The 19,066-nt window shown below is 65.3% G+C and carries 17 protein-coding genes and 1 pseudogene; 12 read left to right on the top strand and 6 right to left on the bottom strand.

Going from position 1 to position 19,066, the window contains the following annotated elements; genetic code table 11:
* The first annotated feature begins 3 nt into the window (after positions 1–3).
* Genes DIE02_RS27050 through DIE02_RS27015 form a run of 8 tightly spaced genes read left to right on the top strand, consistent with a single transcriptional unit; the run spans position 4 to position 8,756 of the window.
* Positions 4–1,350, top strand: a complete 1,347-nt coding sequence (locus tag DIE02_RS27050) for a CpaF family protein (RefSeq protein ID WP_124488914.1) — start codon at positions 4–6, stop codon at positions 1,348–1,350.
* Positions 1,343–2,335, top strand: coding sequence for a type II secretion system F family protein (locus tag DIE02_RS27045; protein WP_124488915.1), 993 nt, complete (start codon positions 1,343–1,345; stop codon positions 2,333–2,335). Before DIE02_RS27050 ends, DIE02_RS27045 begins: the two co-directional genes overlap by 8 nt.
* A gap of 4 nt (positions 2,336–2,339) precedes the next feature.
* Positions 2,340–3,332 (top strand): type II secretion system F family protein, encoded by a 993-nt coding sequence (locus tag DIE02_RS27040; protein ID WP_124488916.1) that lies wholly within the window; start codon positions 2,340–2,342, stop codon positions 3,330–3,332.
* Between the two features lie 18 nt (positions 3,333–3,350).
* On the top strand, positions 3,351–4,193 hold the full coding sequence (locus DIE02_RS27035; RefSeq protein ID WP_124488917.1) for a tetratricopeptide repeat protein: 843 nt from the start codon (positions 3,351–3,353) through the stop codon (positions 4,191–4,193).
* 20 nt (positions 4,194–4,213) lie between these two features.
* Positions 4,214–4,540 (top strand): DUF3613 domain-containing protein, encoded by a 327-nt coding sequence (locus DIE02_RS27030; protein ID WP_124488918.1) that lies wholly within the window; start codon positions 4,214–4,216, stop codon positions 4,538–4,540.
* 5 nt (positions 4,541–4,545) lie between these two features.
* The gene (locus DIE02_RS27025) at positions 4,546–6,591 is read left to right on the top strand and encodes a pilus assembly protein TadG-related protein (protein ID WP_124488919.1); all 2,046 of its coding nucleotides are present in this window, start codon (positions 4,546–4,548) and stop codon (positions 6,589–6,591) included.
* 11 nt (positions 6,592–6,602) lie between these two features.
* Entirely contained in the window at positions 6,603–7,994 is a 1,392-nt protein-coding gene (locus DIE02_RS27020; RefSeq protein WP_124488920.1) for a sigma 54-interacting transcriptional regulator, read from the top strand.
* Positions 7,995–8,048: 54 nt separating this feature from the next.
* Positions 8,049–8,756 carry a DUF2968 domain-containing protein gene (locus DIE02_RS27015; RefSeq protein ID WP_124488921.1) on the top strand — a complete coding sequence of 236 codons (708 nt, stop codon included), beginning with the start codon at positions 8,049–8,051 and terminating at the stop codon, positions 8,754–8,756.
* 83 nt (positions 8,757–8,839) lie between these two features.
* Here the strand turns inward: DIE02_RS27015 and hfq are convergent, their stop codons facing one another.
* Positions 8,840–9,406, bottom strand: coding sequence for an RNA chaperone Hfq (gene hfq / locus DIE02_RS27010; RefSeq protein WP_124488931.1), 567 nt, complete (start codon positions 9,404–9,406; stop codon positions 8,840–8,842).
* A gap of 293 nt (positions 9,407–9,699) precedes the next feature.
* Here hfq and DIE02_RS27005 point away from each other — a divergent pair, with 293 nt between their 5' ends.
* Positions 9,700–10,005 carry a hypothetical protein gene (locus DIE02_RS27005; protein ID WP_124529836.1) on the top strand — a complete coding sequence of 102 codons (306 nt, stop codon included), beginning with the start codon at positions 9,700–9,702 and terminating at the stop codon, positions 10,003–10,005.
* Positions 10,006–10,038: 33 nt separating this feature from the next.
* On the opposite strand, the gene DIE02_RS27000 is transcribed toward DIE02_RS27005, so the two are convergent.
* From DIE02_RS27000 to DIE02_RS26985, 4 genes are all read right to left on the bottom strand, one after another.
* Positions 10,039–10,953 (bottom strand): DUF1571 domain-containing protein, encoded by a 915-nt coding sequence (locus tag DIE02_RS27000; RefSeq protein ID WP_124488922.1) that lies wholly within the window; start codon positions 10,951–10,953, stop codon positions 10,039–10,041.
* 29 nt (positions 10,954–10,982) lie between these two features.
* Positions 10,983–12,737 (bottom strand): AMP-binding protein, encoded by a 1,755-nt coding sequence (locus tag DIE02_RS26995; RefSeq protein WP_124488923.1) that lies wholly within the window; start codon positions 12,735–12,737, stop codon positions 10,983–10,985.
* Between the two features lie 329 nt (positions 12,738–13,066).
* Positions 13,067–13,885 (bottom strand): TetR/AcrR family transcriptional regulator, encoded by an 819-nt coding sequence (locus tag DIE02_RS26990; protein WP_044849270.1) that lies wholly within the window; start codon positions 13,883–13,885, stop codon positions 13,067–13,069.
* Positions 13,886–14,101: 216 nt separating this feature from the next.
* A complete protein-coding gene (locus tag DIE02_RS26985; protein WP_124488924.1) occupies positions 14,102–15,322 on the bottom strand; it encodes an MFS transporter in 1,221 nt (406 codons plus the stop codon).
* Positions 15,323–15,601: 279 nt separating this feature from the next.
* Here DIE02_RS26985 and DIE02_RS26980 point away from each other — a divergent pair, with 279 nt between their 5' ends.
* The 3 genes from DIE02_RS26980 (at position 15,602) to DIE02_RS26970 (ending at position 18,640) form a co-directional block, all read left to right on the top strand.
* Positions 15,602–16,144 carry a GNAT family N-acetyltransferase gene (locus DIE02_RS26980; protein ID WP_124488925.1) on the top strand — a complete coding sequence of 181 codons (543 nt, stop codon included), beginning with the start codon at positions 15,602–15,604 and terminating at the stop codon, positions 16,142–16,144.
* A 125-nt stretch (positions 16,145–16,269) separates the two neighbouring features.
* Complete coding sequence (locus DIE02_RS26975) at positions 16,270–16,896, top strand: ParB-like protein (RefSeq protein WP_124488926.1); 627 nt, start codon at positions 16,270–16,272, stop codon at positions 16,894–16,896.
* 25 nt (positions 16,897–16,921) lie between these two features.
* A complete protein-coding gene (locus DIE02_RS26970) occupies positions 16,922–18,640 on the top strand; it encodes a SulP family inorganic anion transporter (RefSeq protein WP_124488927.1) in 1,719 nt (572 codons plus the stop codon).
* Between the two features lie 50 nt (positions 18,641–18,690).
* Here DIE02_RS26970 and DIE02_RS36155 read toward each other — a convergent pair.
* Positions 18,691–18,806 (bottom strand): annotated as a pseudogene (locus DIE02_RS36155) (carbohydrate kinase); the annotation flags it as partial.
* Between the last annotated feature and the right edge of the window lie 260 nt (positions 18,807–19,066).

Below are 19,066 nucleotides of genomic sequence, written 5' to 3'. Positions count from 1 at the left end.
CCGATGGCACACGACATTCAATTCGCCGACGGCGCAGCGCCGTTCTCCCAGACGCAGCAATTCCACGACATCAAGAATGCCGCGCACGAGCACCTGCTGACGCGTATCGAGGAGCTGGGCGCCGAGTTCGGCCGATGGTCGCGCCAGGCGATCAATCAGTTCGTCGATCTCGAGATCGACAGCTTCGTGCGCCTGCGCCGCATTCCGCTCAACGAGAACGAGGTGCGTGCGATTGCGGAAGCGCTGACGAAGGAACTCGCGGGCTTCGGGCCGATCGAGGATCTGCTCGCGGATCCGGCGGTCGAGGACATCCTGATCAACGGCTACAACGACGTGTACGTGTCGCGTCACGGGATACTAGCGAAGCTGCCGGTGCGCTTCACCGACAACGCGCATTTGTTGCGAATCGTGCGCCGGATCCTCGCGCCGATCGGGCGCCGTCTCGATGAATCGAACCCGATGGTCGACGCGCGACTGCCCGACGGCGGCCGCGTGAACGTCGTGATCGAGCCGCTGTCGATCGACGGCCCGATCGTGTCGATCCGGAAATTCCGCAAGGACCCGCTCAAGCCCTCGGACCTGCTCGGCAACGGCACGTACAACGAAGAGATCGGTGCATTGCTCGAGGCGGCGGTCGAGGCCCGCTGCAACGTGCTCGTGTCGGGCGGCACGAGCTCGGGCAAGACGTCGCTGCTCAATGCGCTCGCGTTCCACATTCCGGAGGCCGAGCGTGTCGTGACGATCGAGGATACGGCGGAACTGTCGCTGAACCACCCGCACGTCGTGCGGCTCGAAAGCCGGCCGGGCGGGTTCGACGGTAGTGGCGTCGTGACGATTCGCGATCTGTTGCGCAATACGCTGCGGATGCGTCCGGACCGGATCATCGTCGGCGAAGTGCGCGGCGGTGAAGTGCTCGAAATGCTTCAGGCCATGAACACGGGCCACGACGGCTCGATGGGCACCGTGCACGCGAGTTCGCCGCGCGAGTGCCTGTACCGTCTCGAGATGCTCGCCGGCTTCGCGGGCTTCCAGGGGACCGAATCGAGCCTGCGTCGCCAGATCGCGAACGCGATCGACTTCATCGTGCAGATCGGACGCCTGTCGAATGGGCGCCGCCGGATTCTGTCGATCACCGAAGTGACTGGGCTGTCCGACAACATCATCGCGACGCAGGAGCTGTATCGCTACGAAGCGCGCGTCACGCCGGAGGGCGAGGAAGTCGATCACTGGGAGTCGCTGGGCATTCATCCGCATTCGCCGAAGCTCGCGCGTTTCCGCCAGACGCTGACGAACAGCGGCCTGGGCGGGTTCGGCGGCGGTTTCGGTCGCGGCGGGGGCTTCAATGTATAGCGCGACGATCTGGATGCTCGCGGTCGCGATGCTGTGTGTTGCATCGGCACTGATGCTGTGGCGACATGCGGAAACCCGGCGCGTGCGGACTGATGCGAAGCGCTTCATCGACAGTCGATTGGAGCCCGGCGCACGCGCGGCGGCACCGGCTGCAAGACCGGCAGCATCCGCGGCGCCGCGTGCCGTGTCGTCATCCAGTGGCGCGCGCAATGCGGCATCCGGTGCTTTCTGGGTGCACTGGCTTGCGATGGCGACGGAGTATCTGACCGACCTCGTGAACCGTGCCGGGATCGAAGGGGCACGCGGCAAGGCGATCGTCGCGCTGGCGGCTCTCGTGACGGTTGCGGCAATCGCGGGCAGCCGCGGCGGCGTGCTCGCGTGTTTCGCTGCGCTTGTCTGCGGGAGCGCGATTTTCGGCATCTGGCTCACATCGCGCATCCAGCGGCGTCGACTGAAAATCGTCCGGCAGATTCCATCGTTTCTCGACGGGATCGTGCGACTGGTGACGCTCGGCAACAGCGTGCCGGCCGCATTCCAGGCAGCGCTGCTGACGACGGATGAGCCGCTGCGGGGGTGTCTCGACCACGTGTCCCGGATGTTGCGCACGGGTGTCGAGATCGATCGCGCGATGCTTCATATCGCGAAGATCTACCGGACGAAGGAATTCGAACTTCTCGGATCCGTGCTGCGATTGTCGGTCAAATATGGCGGCCGTGCGGACGTGATGCTCGAGCGCATGGCCGTGTTCATGCGCGACCTGGAGCAAGCGGAACGCGAACTGACGGCGATGTCGGCGGAGACACGGCTGTCGGCGTTCGTGCTCGTGATGCTGCCGATCGCGATCGGCAGCTTTGTCGTGATGAACAATCCGAAGTATCTGCAAGGCATGTGGCTTGATCCGGGCGGACGCACGCTTCTCATCTTCGCGTTTCTGCTGCAGGTTGCGGGGAGCGTGTGGCTGTATCGAATGGCTCGACTCAGGTGATGCGATGACGGCAACTCAGATCGGATCAATTGCTCTGGCGCTCGGCGCGCTGGGTGTCCTGTTGTTTGGAGTGGTCGCGTTGCTGCGTGCGAGCGCCGCGTCGCGTGCCGAACGTGCGCTGGCCGCGGCGCTCGACCAGCGTATGGCAGCACTCGAAGCGGCCAAGGTACGGAGCGCGGCGGATGACAGCGCTGACGCGAAGCCGGACACGCGCGGCCGCCAGCGCATCGAGCGACTGTTTGCACGATTGTCGGCGGCAGGGATGCGCTGGCTCGATACCGGAGTTGGCAAGCATATCGTCGCGGACGAGGATTGCCGTCTTCTCGAGCAATGCGGCTACGTCGACACGCGCACGCGCGGACTGTTCCTGAGCGCGCGGATCGCGTGCGGGATAGGGTTGCCGCTTCTGTTCGCGATATTCGCAAGCGGACGAATGAAGGGCGGCTACTGGATGGTCGGGATGTTCGCTGCATTCGGGCTCGGCTTCATGCTGCCGAAGCTATTCGTGCAGCGCCGTGCCGCCGCCCGTCGCCAAAGCGTCGTCGATGAACTGCCGCTGTTCGTCGACATGCTGCGCCTGTTACAGGGCGTCGGACTGTCGCTGGATCAGAGCCTGCAGGTCGTGACGAACGATTTCCGCGGGATGATGCCGGTGCTGTCGTCCGAGGTCGGAATCGCGCAGCGCCAGTTTGCGGCGGGACGCACTCGCGACCAATCGATGCAGCGGTTGTCCGGCGGGTTCGACAACGAGGACTTGCGCGCGATTGCCCGGTTGATGGTGCAGGTCGACAAGCACGGCGGTGCGGTGCAGGAGCCGCTCAAGCAGTTCGGCGACCGGCTGCGCGAGACGCGCCGCGCGATGCTGCGCGAGCGGATCGGTCGGCTGACCGTGAAGATGACGGGTGTCATGGTCCTGACGCTGTTGCCCGCACTGCTGATCGTGACGGCGGGCCCCGGGTTTCTGGCAGTGACGCATGCGCTGTCGGCGCGTCATTGATGGTTGGAAGGAAAGACGATGAAGCGGATAAGCAGGGTGGCGAGGCATGCAAGTATGGCGACGGCGGTGCTGCTGCTTGCCGCGTGTGCGACCAAGGAAAGCGGGTACGGCGTCGGTGCCCAGACCGAACGCGCGGCGCTGATTCAGGCGGCTGACCAGAAACAGGCGGTGCCGGATACGCCCGCGATGTATCTCGGTCTGATCCAGCGGATGCAGGCACAGGGTCTCTATTACGCGTCGCTTGCGCACATCGACGCATACGACAAGGCGTACGGCGTGTCGCCGGACTCGATCTTGCTGCGCGCGGATGCGCTGCGCATGACCGACCAGCCGGCTGCGAGCGCGGCTGCATACACACAGTTGCTGAAGACGCCGCTCGCCGCGCGTGGTTACCGCGGGCTCGGGCTGATCGCCGGTGCGGCCGGCGATTTCGGTCAGGCAGTTCAGGCACTGACGCAGGCGTCCGAACTCGCGCCGACCGACGCGTCGCTGCTGTCCGATCTCGCCTATGCGAAATTGCGTAATGGCGACGTGGTCGGCGCGCGGGTGCCGCTGATGAAGGCGGCGGAACTGGATCAACGCAACCCGAAAATCGTCAGCAACCTCGCGCTGTATCTGCTTGCTGCCGGGCGCACCCAAGACGCGCAGCGGCTGATGAACCAGCAGCATCTTCCGACGGATATCCGCAAGGACATCGTCGGCGATGCCGCAAAAATCGCTGCCGCGGCACGTGCGCAGCAGCGTGCGGTCGCGACTCCGCCGGTGGTGTCGCGGCGCTCCGCGGCCGCACCGATCACGCCGATGGCAAACAATTTCGGCTATGACCAGACCGTGCCGCTGCTGCAACGGTTTGCACAATGAATAGACAGGCGGGGAACGACATGAACAATAGACATTATCGAAACACGCTTGCGGGCCGCGTCGCGGTGTTGAGCGCGATCATGGGCGTGGCGATGGGCACTGCAGCCGCACAGGCGCAACAGGGAACGGCACCGGCTGCATCCGACGTCGACCGTTCGACGAAGGAGTGGCTGTCGATGCAACGAGACAATCGAGCAGCGGCACCGACGCAGCCGATGCTCGGCGACGTCGCATCGGTCGTTTATCAGCGCTATCTCGATTCGTTCAAGAACAAGATTCCGCAGTCGATGAGCACGCAGCTCGGTTCGTCCGGCGGCATGTCGGGTGGCGTGCAGGGTGCGCAGTAAGCGAGATGGCGATGCGGGCAGATCAAGCATATGGACCTCGGCGGCGGGGGGCTCGCTGGCCGGGGAAGCGACGTCAACGCGGTTCCATCGTCGTCATGGCGGCGATCTGGGTCACGGTCGCGGTCGTCGTGCTCGGGGGGATCGACATCGCGAATTTGTATTTGCAGAAACGGGATCTGCAGCGGATCGCGGACCTCGCCGCGTTGGCGGCAGTGCAGCCGATGACGAGCGATCCGAACGGTTGCCTGACTGATGCGAAACACAATGTGACGACGAGTGCGACCATCAACGACAACGGTTATGCATTTGTGTTGATCAGCACCACGGCGACGGCAAATCCTACCGCGGGAAACGATCAGATTGCCGTCAGCTGCGGAAGATGGGATCCGTCGACCGCTTACGTGACGCCAGCGTCGTCCGTGGCGAATGCGGCACAGGTTACGGCCTACCGGCAGGTGAATTACTTCTTCCTGGGGTTGTTGTATCAGTTGAGCGGGCGGCAAGCGGTGGTGTCCGCGACGGCTACCGCGCGTGCGGCGGCGATCGACACGTTTAGCGTCGGTTCGACGCTTGCCAACCTGAATACTTCGTCGTCCGCGATACTCGATCCGCTACTCACCGGATTGCTGGGTTCCACGACCAACGTCAATGTTGGCTTGGCGAGTTACCAGGCGTTGGCCGGAGCAAACGTCACGCTTGGGCAGTTGGCGAATGCGGCGGTGCAGCTCGGCACGGCCGGAATGTCGAATACAGCCAGCGTCGGGAAGTTGCTCGGTCTCGATCTGACCGTAGCGGATATCCTGAACCTCACCGCCACCGCGGTCGGCAGCAATACCACGGTGGGCACGGTACTCACCGCGCTGAAGAACGGTGTTGGCGCCAACGTCAATGCCAACAAGATCTCTTTGGGAAGTCTCCTTCAATACTCGGGCAGCAATGCGGAAGCGGCCGCGAACGCAAGCATCAATGTGCTTCAACTGTTGCTGACGACGGCGGAGGTCGGGGCATACAACAGCGCGCTGACGGTGTCGGTCGGCCAAGGCAACTGCCCCGGCAGTCCGTTTTGCCCGCTCATTTCAGCGGTGTCGTCGCTGGTTCGAGTCAACAGCCTGCAATTGCAGGTGCTGGCACCGCCGTCGATCGGGATCGGCGAGGCCGGACAAGTGAACGGCATCTGGCGCACACAGGCGTCGCAAGCGGAGATCGGGATTTACGCAGACGTGCAGGTGCTGGCGGATCCGCTGCCTCTACAGATTCCCCCCTTGTTGCCGCTGTTGACGATACAGCTTTCCGGGCCGCATTTACCGCTCTATATCATCGCGGGTGGTCCCGGCCGCGCGTGGCTGGCTAGTACGAGTTGCCAGTCGACCCCTGCATCGAGCACTGCGACGTTCGGGGCGTTGCCGGGTGTGGCGATGATTTGCGCCGGACAAAATACCGGAGGCAAGCTCGACCTCAATTCCCCGAGCTGCGCGTCCAGCTCCGGCACGATTCCTGTTGCGAAGTTGTCGGCGTCGGGAATTCTCGGCAATTTTTCGGCCCTGCAAGTCGGCCTGACGCTGTCCAATCCTGTCGCGTACGTAGGGAGCAGTACCAGCACACCAATCTACAGCGGGCCGCCGTTGCCTTCGAGCGCGGGCGCGCTGAACGCGAACCTGGCGTTAAGCGGGCCGGGGATCGTTTATCCGAACAATTCGCAATACTCGTTCTGCAATACTAAGCCGAGTAACGGCGCGTGCACGTCGTCCTCATGGTCGCCGGGGCCAAACTGGACCACGTCGTCGACGGCGACCAATACGCTCAATGTGCAACTGACCAATCTGTTGAATACAACCTCGCTTCAACTGAATGTCTTGGGGCTGGATCTATCGATCCTGACCGTGATTCTTCAGCCGCTGACGGGGCAGCTCATTCCGTTGCTGCTCGGCCTAGTCAATCCGTTGCTCAATACGCTGGTGACACCATTGCTGACGGCATTGGGATTGCAGATCGGCCAGCTGACCGTGATACAACACAGTCTGACTTGCAACGCCCCGCAAATCGTTCATTGAAAGCATCAACGATGAGAACCCCCTCCGCAATCGCAGAACTCGACCTGTACGTCTGGGAAGGCAAGGCGGACATTGTCGACCGCGTTGCCCGCTGCATGGCGAGCTTCGACGTCGAGGTGATCCGCGCCGACAATGCGGAAATCTCGCCGGAGCGCGCCGCCTTGCGGCCATCGCTCGCGATCATCAGCGTGACGATGATCGAGACCGGTGCGGCGTTCCTGCGCGACTGGCAGGCCAACATCGGCATGCCGGTCGTCTGGGTCGGCGCGGCGCGCGACCACGACGCGTCGCAGTATCCGCCCGACTATTCGCACATCCTGCCGCTCGACTTCACGTGCGCCGAGCTGCGCGGGATGATCGGCAAGCTCGTCACGCAGCTGCGCGCGCATGCGGCCGATACGCTGCGGCCGTCCGAACTCGTCGCGCACTCGGAGTCGATGCAGGCGCTGCTGCACGAGGTCGATATGTTCGCCGACTGCGACACCAACGTGCTGCTGCACGGCGAAACCGGCGTCGGCAAGGAACGCATCGCGCAATTACTCCACGAAAAGCATTCGCGCTACCGCGACGGCGAATTCGTGCCGGTCAACTGCGGTGCGATTCCGGACGGCCTGTTCGAATCGCTGTTCTTCGGGCACGCAAAAGGCTCGTTTACCGGCGCGGTTGTTGCGCATAAAGGCTATTTCGAGCAGGCGGCGGGCGGCACGCTGTTCCTCGACGAAGTCGGCGATCTGCCGTTGTATCAGCAGGTCAAGCTGTTGCGCGTGCTCGAGGACGGCGCCGTGCTGCGGGTCGGCGCGACGACGCCGATCAAGGTCGATTTCCGTCTCGTCGCGGCCAGCAACAAGAAGCTGCCGCAGCTCGTGAAGGAAGGCCTGTTCCGCGCGGATCTCTATTACCGGCTCGCGGTGATCGAACTGAGCATTCCGTCGCTGGAAGAGCGGGGCGCGGTCGACAAGATCGCGCTGTTCAAGTCGTTCGTCGCGGAGGTGGTGGGCGACGAACGGCTCGCGCAACTGTCCGACCTGCCTTACTGGCTCGCGGATGCGGTCGCGGACAGCTATTTCCCCGGCAATGTGCGCGAACTGCGCAACCTTGCGGAGCGCGTCGGCGTGACGGTGCGGCAAACGGCCGGCTGGGACGCCGCGCGACTCCAGCGGCTGGTCGCGCATGCGCGCAATGCGGCGCAGCCGGTGCCGGCGGAGAGCGCGGCGGAGGTCTTCGTCGACCGCAGCAAGTGGGACATGAACGAGCGCAGCCGCGTGATCGCGGCCCTCGACGCAAACGGCTGGCGACGCCAGGATACGGCGCAGCAGCTCGGCATCAGCCGGAAGGTGCTGTGGGAAAAGATGCGCAAATATCAGATCTTCGACGAAGAGCCCGAGACCCGCGAAAGCGAATAATTAATGCGATAAAATCGCGCTGAATTACAACGACACGGGCAGGAATCAAAATTCATGAGCCATATGACGGGGTTGGGGCGGGCGTGGGTGTTGCTCGCGATGATGGGAGGCATGCAGGGCGCGTTCGCGCAGGGATTGGCGGGCAATGCATCGCCGGCGGTACAGCAGGCGTCGGCACCGGTGGCGGCGATTCCGGTGATCGATCAACAGGTTCAAACCTCGATACAGCCGCAGGCAGGCGAGACGACGGGGCAGAGCACGGTTGACGAACTGCAGCGCCAGATCCAGGCGCATTCGCTGACGGAAATGCGCACCAGCTATAACGGCAGCTACGGCGCGAGCCAGTTGTTCAGCGTGAAGGACGGTTCCTATTTCGTCGCGCTGTTCCAGCAGAAGGCGTTCTGGCGCGTGATCAAGACTTACGACGAAGCGCGCGCGGAAGCGATCTATCGCGATTTCTCGCGTCAGGCGGAACGGCTGTCCGTCAACGAGCTGCGTGCGGCGAAGCTGGAGTCGCAGAAGGTGCAGACGGACCGGCAGATCGAAGTCGCGCAGGAGCGGGCGCGGCGTCTGCAGGCCGATATCTCGATCGCCCGCGAGCAGCAGGCGGCGGTTGCGGATCGCCAGAAGAGCGTCCGCAACGAAACGGCGGCGCTGCAGGCGCAACAGGCGGCGCTTCAGTCGCAACTGCGCGCGTTGCAGCAGCAGGTGCGTTCGCTGCAGCGGGAGGCCGACGCAGGTTTGCCGACGACGGCACACTGAGCGGTCACGGCACGGCCGGTGCGGCGACATGCCGCGCCGATCCGCCAGAAAAAAGGGCAAGCCGCCTGGCTTGCCCTTTTGTTTTACTGGCCGTCCGGCACGATTCGCCGGCGGCGCGTGACGATCACCGGCCCGTTGCCGCCGCGTGCGTCGGACGGCGACGTGTTGCCCGATGCGTCGCCGGCATCGCGCGGTGCGCCGTAGCTTTCGCGCGGGGAGCCATAGCCTTCGCGGGGCTCGCGCGGCGCGCCATAACCCTCGCGCGGTTCACGGGAACCGTAACCTTCACGCGGCTCGCGCGAGCCGTAGCCACCGCCGTCGCCACGCGATTCGCGGGAGCCGCCATGCGAGCCGTACGGGCTGTGGCCGCCGCCTTCGCGGCCGCCCGGCCGACCGCCGGGCCGCGGGCCGCGGGGACCGCCGCCGCCCGGGCGCGAGCCGCCCGTGTCGAGCTGGATCGTGGAAATCGCACGCTTGTAGATGCCTTGCAGACCCACGGGGGTGCGCAGCATCACCAGGTACTGGTCGAACGACTCGATACATCCCGTCAGACGAATGCCGTTGACGAGATAGATTTCAACGCGCTTACGTTCCTTGCGCGCCGAATTGATGAAGTCGTTTTGCGGATGGGATTCTGCGGGATTGGCCATTGAGGTGCGGCAGGAGCCTGCGTCAGAGAATATGTTGTGCGTGTGTGGCGTGGTTGCCCACCAAGTGTTTGGCGGGATTTTACCCTGTTCGTTCCACCAGCGCGCAGTCGTGATTGTGTCGAACCGTAACCCACTATAGACGTTCCCGTGCATTTTCGCGATTCGGTCGAATGGCTAGTGCCGTTTCGTTACGTCGCGTTACGAATCTCGCAATGGCGTAGCACCTGGGGGCGCGCGGCGGGATTACATTCCACGCGCATGCCGGGCAGGCCGGCGGATCCGGGAAGGGGAACATGAACAAGAGGGGATTGGCGGTGTGGATCGGGAGTGTGGCGTTGCTCGCTTCCGGCAGTGCAATGGCGGGGCGCGTCGACCTGTCGGTGGGCATTGGCGTGCCGGTCGCACCGGTCTATGTCGAGCCGGCACCGGTCTATGTCGAGCCGGCACCGGTCTATGTGGCGCCCCAGCCTGCGGTGGTCGCTTATCCGGGTTACGGATACGGCTACTACGGCGACGAGGACGACGACGGCTACCGGAAATGGCGCAAGCACTATTACAAGCATTGGCACAAGCATCACCACGACGACGATGATGATTGAGCGCGACCTGCGTGGCGCCGGCGCCGGTGACGATCAGAACGCATAGTCCGGGTTCTTCGGGTCGAACGCGGATTCGTCGAGCGTCGCCGGCGCGATTTTCTCGACGACGATCCGTTCGAAGATCCTGCCGTCGTTGTCATAGGATTCGATGGTCCTGAAGTAGGGCGCGTGCAGGTCGAGCCCGAGGATTTCCTTTTTCGCGTAGAACTGCGGCCGGCCGGTCGGCGTCTCGTAGGTGAGCGCGACGACGCGCACACCGCCGATCGTCTTCGCCTCCACCTGGGTCGGCCGCTGCACGCCGGCTTCCTGGTATTTCCTTCCTTCGGTCAGGTACAGGTTCGTGATGAACTCGGTGCCGAGATCCTTCACCTGGTGATTCGACTGCGCACGCGCGAGTGCGCCGTCGAGCGCCGTCCACAACGGAATCTTGCCGAGCAGGCCGCCGAGATGGCCGTACATCTCGTCCTTGCGCCGCGTCGTGTCGTAGATCGTCTCCTGTCCCGCATGCGCGCCGCCCGGCAGCCATTTCGCATAAACGCGCAACGGTTCGCGGGTCGTCTTCACGAGCATGCGGTCGGGCGTGTCGGACCATTTCCCGCTGATGCGTTCCTGGCGCACCATCGTGAACTGGTACGACGGATAGCCGTTGGGACCATTGCGGATATAGAGCGGCACGGCGAGCGGATCGAGGGCCTTGAACAGGGCCGTGAGCGTCGCGTCGTCGAGTTGCGCGAGCACGCCGCGCTGGGCGGCCGTGCGCAGCCAGCGCGCCTGCTGCGCGACCGGCTCGCGCGTGACCTTCGCCAGCTCCGCCGGCAGTGCGGCCTCCTGTACCGCGCTCGCGGCATCGGCGGTTTCCTCGGCGTGCAGGCCGGCTTGCGCGAGCGACAGCACGCACGCGAGTGCCGCGGCGGCGTACCGCGCGCGGCGCTTCGTTCCTTCGTTCATCGACAGCGTCTCCGGGCGCGTTGGATCGTTCAGCCTTGCTTCGCGGCCTTGATCCTGGCGAGTTCCTCGTCGCGCAGCGCGCGGCGCAGGATCTTGCCGACGTTGGTCTGCGGCAGCGCATCGCGGAACTCGACGAATTTCGGCATCTTGTAGCCGGTCAGGTTCTTGCGGCAGTGCGCGAGCACGTCGTCGACCGTCAGCGTCGGGTCGCGGCGCACGACGAAGACCTTGATCCGTTCGCCCTGTACTTCGTCCGGGATGCCGATCGCAGCGGCTTCGCTGATGCCCGGATGCATGACCAGCACTTCCTCGATCTCGTTCGGATACACGTTGAAACCCGACACGAGGATCATGTCCTTCTTGCGGTCGATGAGGCGGATGAAGCCGCGCTCGTCCATCACGCCGATGTCGCCGGTGCCGAGCCAGCCGTCGGCGTCGATCACCTTCGCGGTCTCGTCGGGCCGCTGCCAGTAGCCGCGCATCACCTGCGGGCCGTGCACGCACAGCTCGCCCGGCTCGCCGACGGCGGCCCAGGTGCCGTCTTCGCGGCGAAAGCGCACGAGTGTCGACGGGGCGGGCAGGCCGATCGAGCCGCTGAACCCGGCCATGTCGCTCAGGTTCACCGGATTCATCGTGACGATCGGCGAGCATTCGGTGAGCCCGTAGCCCTCGACGATCGGCCGGCCCGTGACTTGCTGAAAGCGTTCCGCGACCGCGCGCTGCATCGCCATGCCGCCCGCCATCGCGAGCTTGAGCTTCGAGAAGTCGCGCTTGCGGAATTCGTCGTTGTCGAGGAACGCGTTGTACAGCGTGTTGATCCCGGTGATCCCGGTGAACGTTTCGTTGCGGATGATCTTCATCACCATGTTCATGTCGCGCGGGTTCGCGATCAGGATGTTGCGTCCGCCGAGCCCCATGAAGATGAACGCGTTCACCGTCAGCGAATAGATGTGATAGAGCGGCAGCGGCGTGAGCACGGTCTCGACGTCGCCCGACACCTGGTCGGCGATCCACGCCTTCGCTTGCAGCAGGTTCGCGATCAGGTTGCCGTGCGTGAGCATCGCGCCTTTCGCGACGCCGGTCGTGCCGCCGGTGTACTGCAGGAACGCGAGATCGTCGCGGGTCGTCTGCACCGGCTGCGGTTTGCCGCGTGCGCCGAGTGCGAGGGCGGAGCGCAGGCGGATCGCCCGCGGGAGGTTGTAGGCCGGCACGAGCTTCTTCACGTGCTTCAGCACGAAATTGATCAGGCGTCCCTTCGCATTGAAACCGTCGGCGAGCAGGTCGCCGAGCGCGGTGACGATGATGTTCTTCACCTGCGTTTCCGGCAGCGCGTCCTGCAGCGTGCGCGCGAAGTTCTCGAACACGACGATCGTCTGCGCGCCGCTGTCCTTCAACTGGTGCGCGAGTTCGCGCGCGGTGTAGAGCGGATTGACGTTGACGACGATCGCGCCGGCCTTCAGCGTGCCGAACAGTGCGACCGGGTACTGGAACGTGTTCGGCAGCATGATCGCGACGCGGTCGCCCGGTTTTACGCCGGTGCTTTGCAGATACGACGCGAACGCGTCGACTTTCTGCGCGAGCGTGCGGTAGGTCATCGATGCGCCGGCGCTCACGTAGGCGACCCGCTCGGCGAAGCGCGTCGTGCATTCGTCGAAGAACTGCACGAGCGATGCGTATTGCGTGACGTCGATCTCGTGCGGCACGCCGGGCGGATACGACGCGTACCAGATGCCGTCGCTGTTCGGCGGGAGCTGGGCCGCTGCGGTTGCTGCGGATGAGGCCATGATGTGTCTCCGGTGTCGGTACGAGTTAGCGCTTTAGCGCTTACTCGTACCCCATGCTTCGCGGTCGGTGAGAGTTGGCGCTTCAGCGCTTACGCTCACCCGTGCTTTGCGGTCGGTGAGAGTTGGCACTTCAGCGCTTACTCCCGGCCCATGCTTCGCAGTCAGTGAGAGTCAGCACTCCAGCGCTTACTCGTACTCCATGCTTTTCGTCGACGAAAGCAAGCCTGCCTTGACTCCCGCCGCATGACATTCGTTCGGCCCGGGCCGGCGCATCAACGCCGGCCCGGGCCGCCCAAATCGTGAAACGCCGCCTGCGCGGCCTGGTGCGATCAGCTCGCCGAAGGCGCCGTCGCCGTATCGGCAGCAGCCGTGCTCGACGACAGCCCGAACGCTTCGCTCGCGCCCGCATCGTCGAGCACGGCCGCGAAGATCGACAACTGCGCGCTGTCGGGCATCGGTGCCTTCAGCGCGGCGACGATCAGCGAGGACAGCCGCGCGATCATCTGCACGTCGTTCATCGTGCGGCCTTGCGAGAATTCGTCGATCAGGCTTTCGGTTTCGGCACCGGCCAGCGCGCCGGACAGCGCGCCGATCGCGAAGTGCAGCCGCCAGCCGAGCTCGGTGCGCGGCAGATGCGGCAGCGCGCGCTGGAACGCATCGAAGAAGCGGCCGGCGACGCTCGCGTAGTGCGCGGTCAGGAAGTTGCGTACGAACGGCGACGGATCGGTGTACGCGCGGCCGATCAGCCGCAGGAACGCGGGGCCGCCGCGCTCGGGGTCGCGCGATGCCTTCAGCGCGGGAATGAACATCGCGCCGAGTACGTGCTCGCAGGTGATGTGCGCACCGAGCTGCGCATCGAAGCGGTCGAGGATGCCGAGGCGTTCAAGGTTGAGCTGGTCGAGCCGACGCGACAGCATCGCGTGGATCAGCGCTTCCTTGCTGCCGAAGTGGTAGTTGACCGCGGCGAGGTTCACCGTCGCGCGCGACGTGATCTGCCGCATCGACATCGCTTCGAAGCCATGTTCGATGAACAGGTCCTCGGCCGCATCGAGAATGCGCGCCTTCGTCCCGCCGGTCTGCCGATTGCCGGATGACCGCGTCCCGGACGGTCGCCCCGCGGACGCTCGCCCCTCCTGACTGACTGCCATGTCCCGCCTCCCAATGCCGGTTGCCCGGCCGCGAACAGGTGATTTGATTATCTGATTCAAACAGCCGTTTTTATTAAGATAAAAAAACGCGTACGGCGCGGGCAAGCGCGGAATCTGGACAAATTCCTCTAGTTCGATGTGCGGATGCGGAAAGTCTGTCGCGCGGCCCCGGCGGGACGGGGCACGCGCGATGGTGCGTCGCGGCAATGCGCGGCTTCATCCGGCGGTGGTACGCGTATTGACCGATTGCGTCATGTCGACGCCGCGCCGTTCGCGGCTGAACAGGATCAGCACGGCGATCACGACGGCGACGATACCGGCCACGAGCGCCAGCGCGAAACTGTAGTTGTTGCCCTGGGAGACCGCGAGCGATGCCTGCATCGTCGCGTTGCCCGACGCGAGCAGGTTGCCGAGCTGGTAGACGACGCCGGGGAAGGTCGCGCGGATCTCGTCGGGCGAGATCTCGTTCAGGTGGACGGGGATCACGCCCCACGCACCCTGTACCGAGATCTGCATCAGGAACGCGCCGGCGGCGAGCGCGAGCTGGCCGCTCGAGAACGCCCACAGCGGCAGCACCGGCAGCGCGATCAGCGCGGCGATGAAGATCGCGCGGCGGCGGCCGATCCGCTCCGAGATCGCGCCGAACGACAGGCCGCCGACGATCGCACCGATGTTCAGCACGATCGTGATCCACGACACGGTGTGCGGATCGAAGTGATGCTGTTCGCGCAGGAAGGTCGGGTAGAGATCCTGCGTGCCGTGCGAGAAGAAGTTGAACGCGGTCATCAGCACGATCGCGTAGATCGTGAGCTTCCAGTTCTGCTGCAGCGTGGCGCCGAGGCTCGGGCGCGGGCGCTTTTCCATCTGCTTCCAGGCCGGCGATTCGGGCACGTGCGTGCGCACGTACAGCACGAGCAGCGCAGGCAGCACGCCGACCATGAACATCCCGCGCCAACCGATGGTCTGGTAGAGCAGGCCGAACACGACGGACGCGAGCAGGTAGCCGCTCGGATAGCCGGCCTGCAGCAGGCCCGACACGAAGCCGCGCGCATGGGTCGGCACGGTTTCCATCGTCAGCGCGGAGCCGACGCCCCATTCGCCGCCCATCGCGATGCCGAACAGCGCGCGCAGCACGAGCAGCGCGGTGAGGCTCGGCGCGAAGCCCGACGCGAGCTCGAGCAGCGAATAGCATGCGATGTTGACCATCAGCGTCGGGCGGCGGCCGAAACGATCGGCGAGCCGCCCGAAGATCAGCGCGCCGATCGGGCGCATCGCGAGCGTGAGCGTAAGCGCAAACGCGACGGCGGGGATCGTCGACGCGAATTCGGCGGCGATGTCCTTCAGCACGAAGACCATCAGGAAAAAATCGAATGCGTCGAGTGTCCAGCCCAGGTAGGCGGCGATCGTGACGTTGCGTTGCTCGCGGGTCCAGCTCATGTCCGAGGTCTCCTCGTTGGCTTGTGCGCACACTCTGCCGGCGGATGCCGGCCCGGCCGGCGCGCGGCGCGGGGGCATGGATCGAGTGTAGGCCGCGGCGCCGTGCGATGCGGGGCGCGATAACCGCGCATCGGGAATAATCCCTACGAAATGAACTGTTGAGAAAACGGAAATGAGCGTGTGCGTGACGAGCGACAGTCGTCTGTATCATTCCGGAAGGTTTTTTGTATCAGATACGTAATGCACGCGATGCGCATCGCCACCGAATCAGGAGCCCCGATGACCGAACCGTCCGTTGCCGCGCTGCCCGCCCTGGAGACCGCGCGACTGTGGCTGCGCCCGCGCGTGCTGGCCGACCTCGACGCGAGCATCGCGATGGATCGCGATCCGGAGGTCACGCGCTACATCGCGGGGCCGTGGCACGACCCCGACGAACATCGCCGCTTCGTCACGCACCGGATCACACGCGCCTATCCGCCGGGCCTCGGTTACTGGTCGATCTTCGAGAAGGCCGCGCCCGACGCGTTCATCGGCTGGATCCTGCTGATTCCCGACTATGCGGGCGGCGCGCGCGACGTCGAGATCGGCTGGCGGCTCGTGCGCGTGGCGTGGGGGCGCGGCATCGCGTGCGAGGCCGCCGCGGCCGTCGTGCGACACGCGTTCGACACCGTGCGGCTGCCGCGCGTGATCGCCGATATCGCGGAGGCGAACTCGGGTTCGCTGAACGTCGCGCGCAAGCTCGGGATGCGGCGCGTGAGCGTCGTTCACGACGGCATTCCTTACGTTCGCCATCGTCTCGAGCGCGACGACCTGCGTGCATAGCGTCGCGTGCGGGCGCGACCGGTTGTCAGAGATGGTCAAGCGCACGCGTATCGAGGTCGCGACGTATTAACGGCTCGCACGATCAGGAGTATCGTTGCCGGAAATTCGCAACATGGGGTACGACCATGGCACTCGGCAACGACGTTCATCTCATTCCCGTCCGCCTTGACGCGCTGCGTCCGACGCAAATGACGGTCGGCTATCGCGAAGTGAAAGCGAAGCGCAAGCACTGGAAGACGCTCGACAAGCGTGCCCGCAAGGCGGCGATCGAGTCGCACTGGTTTCCGGCCGTCCTCGGCCCCGGCGGGGTGCACTACATCACCGACCATCACCATCTCGGCCTGGCGCTGATCGAGGAAGGGGAGGCGCGCGTGAATGCGATGCTGCTGAAGGATCTGTCCTGGCTCGACGACACGATCTTCTGGCGGATGATGGAACACAACCAGTGGGTGCATCCGTTCGGCGTGGACGGCTCGCGTCGCGACTACGCACAACTGCCGAAGGCGCTGACGGGGCTCGAGGACGATCCGTATCGAAGCCTCGCGGGCGAGCTGCGCACGGCCGGCGGCTACGCGAAGGATGCGACGCCGTTCAGCGAATTCCTGTGGGCCGACTACCTGCGCCAGCACGTGACGCTCGATCAGATCCGCAAGAACTTCGCGAAGGCGCTCGACATCTCGCTGCGCCGCGCACACGAGCAGGACGCGCGCTATCTGCCCGGCTGGTCGGGTGTCATCGCCGTCAAACCCTGACCCGCACCCCGGCGCCTACCGCCTCATGACGACTGCCCCGACCCGTCCGGATGCCGGCTTGCAGCATCCCGAGCATTTTGCTGCACTCGATGCGGCGCCGCCGCCGCCCACGCAGCGCATCGGCCTCGATGCGCTGGCTGGCCTGTCGATCGCCGGGTTGCTGATTCCCGAGGCGGTCGCATACGCGGGTCTCGCCAACCTGCCGCCGCAGGCCGGTCTGATCGCGCTGCTGTCGGGGCTCGTCGTCTATGCGCTGACCGGCAGCAGTCGCTTTGCGATCGTGTCGTCGACGTCGTCGTCGGCGGCCGTGCTCGCCGCGACCGTGCTGGCCGAGTCGGGGATGGCGCTTGCCGCGCAACTCGCGCTCGCGGCCGCGCTCGTCGCGATGACCGGCGTGCTGTTCATCCTGGCGGGCGTCGCGCGGCTCGGGGGCATGTCGGATTTCGTCGCGCGTCCGGTCCTGCGCGGTTTCACGTTCGGCCTGGCGCTGACGATCGTCATCAAGCAGCTGCCGAAGATTCTCGCGATCTCCGTGCAGCACAGCGATGCGCCGCGCGTCGCACTCGACCTCGTCACCGGCGCACCGCATGCAAACCTCGCGAGCGTCGCGCTCGGCGCGACCGCGCTCGCGCTGCTGTTCGTGCTCGGGCGGCGCTCGCGCGTGCCCGCGACGCTCGTCGTGATCGTGCTGTCGATCGCGGCCGGCTATGTGTTCGACTGGCAGCACTACGGGATCGCGATCGTCGGACACATCGATTTCCGGCATCTCGAATTCGGGCTGCCGCATCTCGACCGGAACGCATGGATGCAGACGGTCGAGCTCGCCTTCGCGCTGATGCTGATCCTGTATGCGGAGTCGTACGGTTCGATTCGCAACTTCGCGCTGAAGCACGGCGACAGCGTGTCGGCGAACCGCGACCTGGTCGCGATCGGCTGCGCGAACCTCGTGTCGGGGCTGCTGCACGGAATGCCGGTCGGCGCGGGCTATTCGGCGACGTCCGCGAACGAGGCGGCCGGCGCGCAGTCGCGTTTCGCGGGCTTGTGGGCGGCCGGCGTGGTCGCGCTGATCGTGTGGCTGCTGCTGCCGCAACTCGCGCGCACGCCGGAGCCCGTGCTCGCCGCGATCGTGATCTTCGCGGTCAGCCACTCGCTGCATCCGTCGGTGTTCCGGCCGTATTGGGTCTGGCATCGCGACCGGCTCGTCGTGATCGCCGCGCTGCTCGCGGTGCTCGTGCTCGGCGTGCTGCACGGGCTGCTCGCGGCCATCGGCGTGAACCTGCTGCTGACGCTGCGCAAGTTGTCGGAGCCGAACGTGAGCGTACTCGGCCGGCTGCGCGACGGCCACGATTTCGTCGACGTCGCGAATCACGCCGATGCGAAGCCGATCCCCGGTGTGCTGATCGTGCGGCCCGAGGCGCAGCTGTTCTTCGCGAACGCCGACCGGATGCTCAATCGCGTGCGCGTGCTGATGAAGGCCGCGCCCGATACGCATACCGTGATGCTGAGTCTCGAGGAAACGCCGGACGTCGACGGCACGACGATCGAGTCGTTGCGCACGTTCGCCGCCGAATGCGCGGCACGCGGGCTGCAGTTCGCGATCGTGCGGCTCAAGGAGCACGCGTTGCATGCGCTGCGCCGCGCGACCGACGATACGCTGCGCGACGATGCGATGTCCGAACTGAGTGTCGACGAGAGCCTGCAACTGCTGCAGGCGCGCGGTAACGGCGGGAAGCGTGGTGCGTGACCGGGTGGCGAGCATGCTCTGCCTGGTGTTTCCCGTGCCGCCGAATCAGCGCGGCTGACCATGCCGGCGAAGGCGGTCGGCACGCCGAGCCGCGCGCCACGTTCCAGCATGAACCGCCGGCGACGCTGCGCCAATGCCGCGGGTCATCACGGATGAAGTCGGTCAGCGCTTCGCCGAATACGGCCCGGCGGGGGAACGTCGTCGTTGTGTCGAGACCATGTGCCGCGGCGTGTCGCGCGGCGGTTGGGGTGAACGGACGGGCAGGGCCGGTGTCCGCGCGCGGCGACGCGCCCGACACCGACCGGCACCGCCAGGAATCGCGGGTCGCGTCGCGCGATCAGCGCGGGCTGCTCCAGCCTTTGTAAGCCTTCACGTTGTCGCGCGTGACGAGCGTCGGCTCGATCAGGATCATCGGGTTGGCCGGCT

This window comes from Burkholderia sp. Bp8991 (genome assembly GCF_003853795.1).
GTDB lineage: Bacteria > Pseudomonadota > Gammaproteobacteria > Burkholderiales > Burkholderiaceae > Burkholderia.
The sequence above is the reverse complement of the archived record's forward strand: the minus strand, read 5'-3'. Positions and strand labels throughout refer to the sequence as shown.

Excerpts from the sequence above, each read along its gene's own strand:
- DIE02_RS27050 (WP_124488914.1), top strand. The coding sequence starts at position 4 with ATGGCACACGACATTCAATTCGCCGACGGCGCAGCGCCGTTCTCCCAG.
- DIE02_RS27045 (WP_124488915.1), top strand. The coding sequence starts at position 1,343 with ATGTATAGCGCGACGATCTGGATGCTCGCGGTCGCGATGCTGTGTGTT.
- DIE02_RS27040 (WP_124488916.1), top strand. The coding sequence starts at position 2,340 with ATGACGGCAACTCAGATCGGATCAATTGCTCTGGCGCTCGGCGCGCTG.
- DIE02_RS27035 (WP_124488917.1), top strand. The coding sequence starts at position 3,351 with ATGAAGCGGATAAGCAGGGTGGCGAGGCATGCAAGTATGGCGACGGCG.
- DIE02_RS27030 (WP_124488918.1), top strand. The coding sequence starts at position 4,214 with ATGAACAATAGACATTATCGAAACACGCTTGCGGGCCGCGTCGCGGTG.
- DIE02_RS27025 (WP_124488919.1), top strand. The coding sequence starts at position 4,546 with ATGGCGATGCGGGCAGATCAAGCATATGGACCTCGGCGGCGGGGGGCT.
- DIE02_RS27020 (WP_124488920.1), top strand. The coding sequence starts at position 6,603 with ATGAGAACCCCCTCCGCAATCGCAGAACTCGACCTGTACGTCTGGGAA.
- DIE02_RS27015 (WP_124488921.1), top strand. The coding sequence starts at position 8,049 with ATGAGCCATATGACGGGGTTGGGGCGGGCGTGGGTGTTGCTCGCGATG.
- hfq (WP_124488931.1), bottom strand. The coding sequence starts at position 9,406 with ATGGCCAATCCCGCAGAATCCCATCCGCAAAACGACTTCATCAATTCG.
- DIE02_RS27005 (WP_124529836.1), top strand. The coding sequence starts at position 9,700 with ATGAACAAGAGGGGATTGGCGGTGTGGATCGGGAGTGTGGCGTTGCTC.
- DIE02_RS27000 (WP_124488922.1), bottom strand. The coding sequence starts at position 10,953 with ATGAACGAAGGAACGAAGCGCCGCGCGCGGTACGCCGCCGCGGCACTC.
- DIE02_RS26995 (WP_124488923.1), bottom strand. The coding sequence starts at position 12,737 with ATGGCCTCATCCGCAGCAACCGCAGCGGCCCAGCTCCCGCCGAACAGC.
- DIE02_RS26990 (WP_044849270.1), bottom strand. The coding sequence starts at position 13,885 with ATGGCAGTCAGTCAGGAGGGGCGAGCGTCCGCGGGGCGACCGTCCGGG.
- DIE02_RS26985 (WP_124488924.1), bottom strand. The coding sequence starts at position 15,322 with ATGAGCTGGACCCGCGAGCAACGCAACGTCACGATCGCCGCCTACCTG.
- DIE02_RS26980 (WP_124488925.1), top strand. The coding sequence starts at position 15,602 with ATGACCGAACCGTCCGTTGCCGCGCTGCCCGCCCTGGAGACCGCGCGA.
- DIE02_RS26975 (WP_124488926.1), top strand. The coding sequence starts at position 16,270 with ATGGCACTCGGCAACGACGTTCATCTCATTCCCGTCCGCCTTGACGCG.
- DIE02_RS26970 (WP_124488927.1), top strand. The coding sequence starts at position 16,922 with ATGACGACTGCCCCGACCCGTCCGGATGCCGGCTTGCAGCATCCCGAG.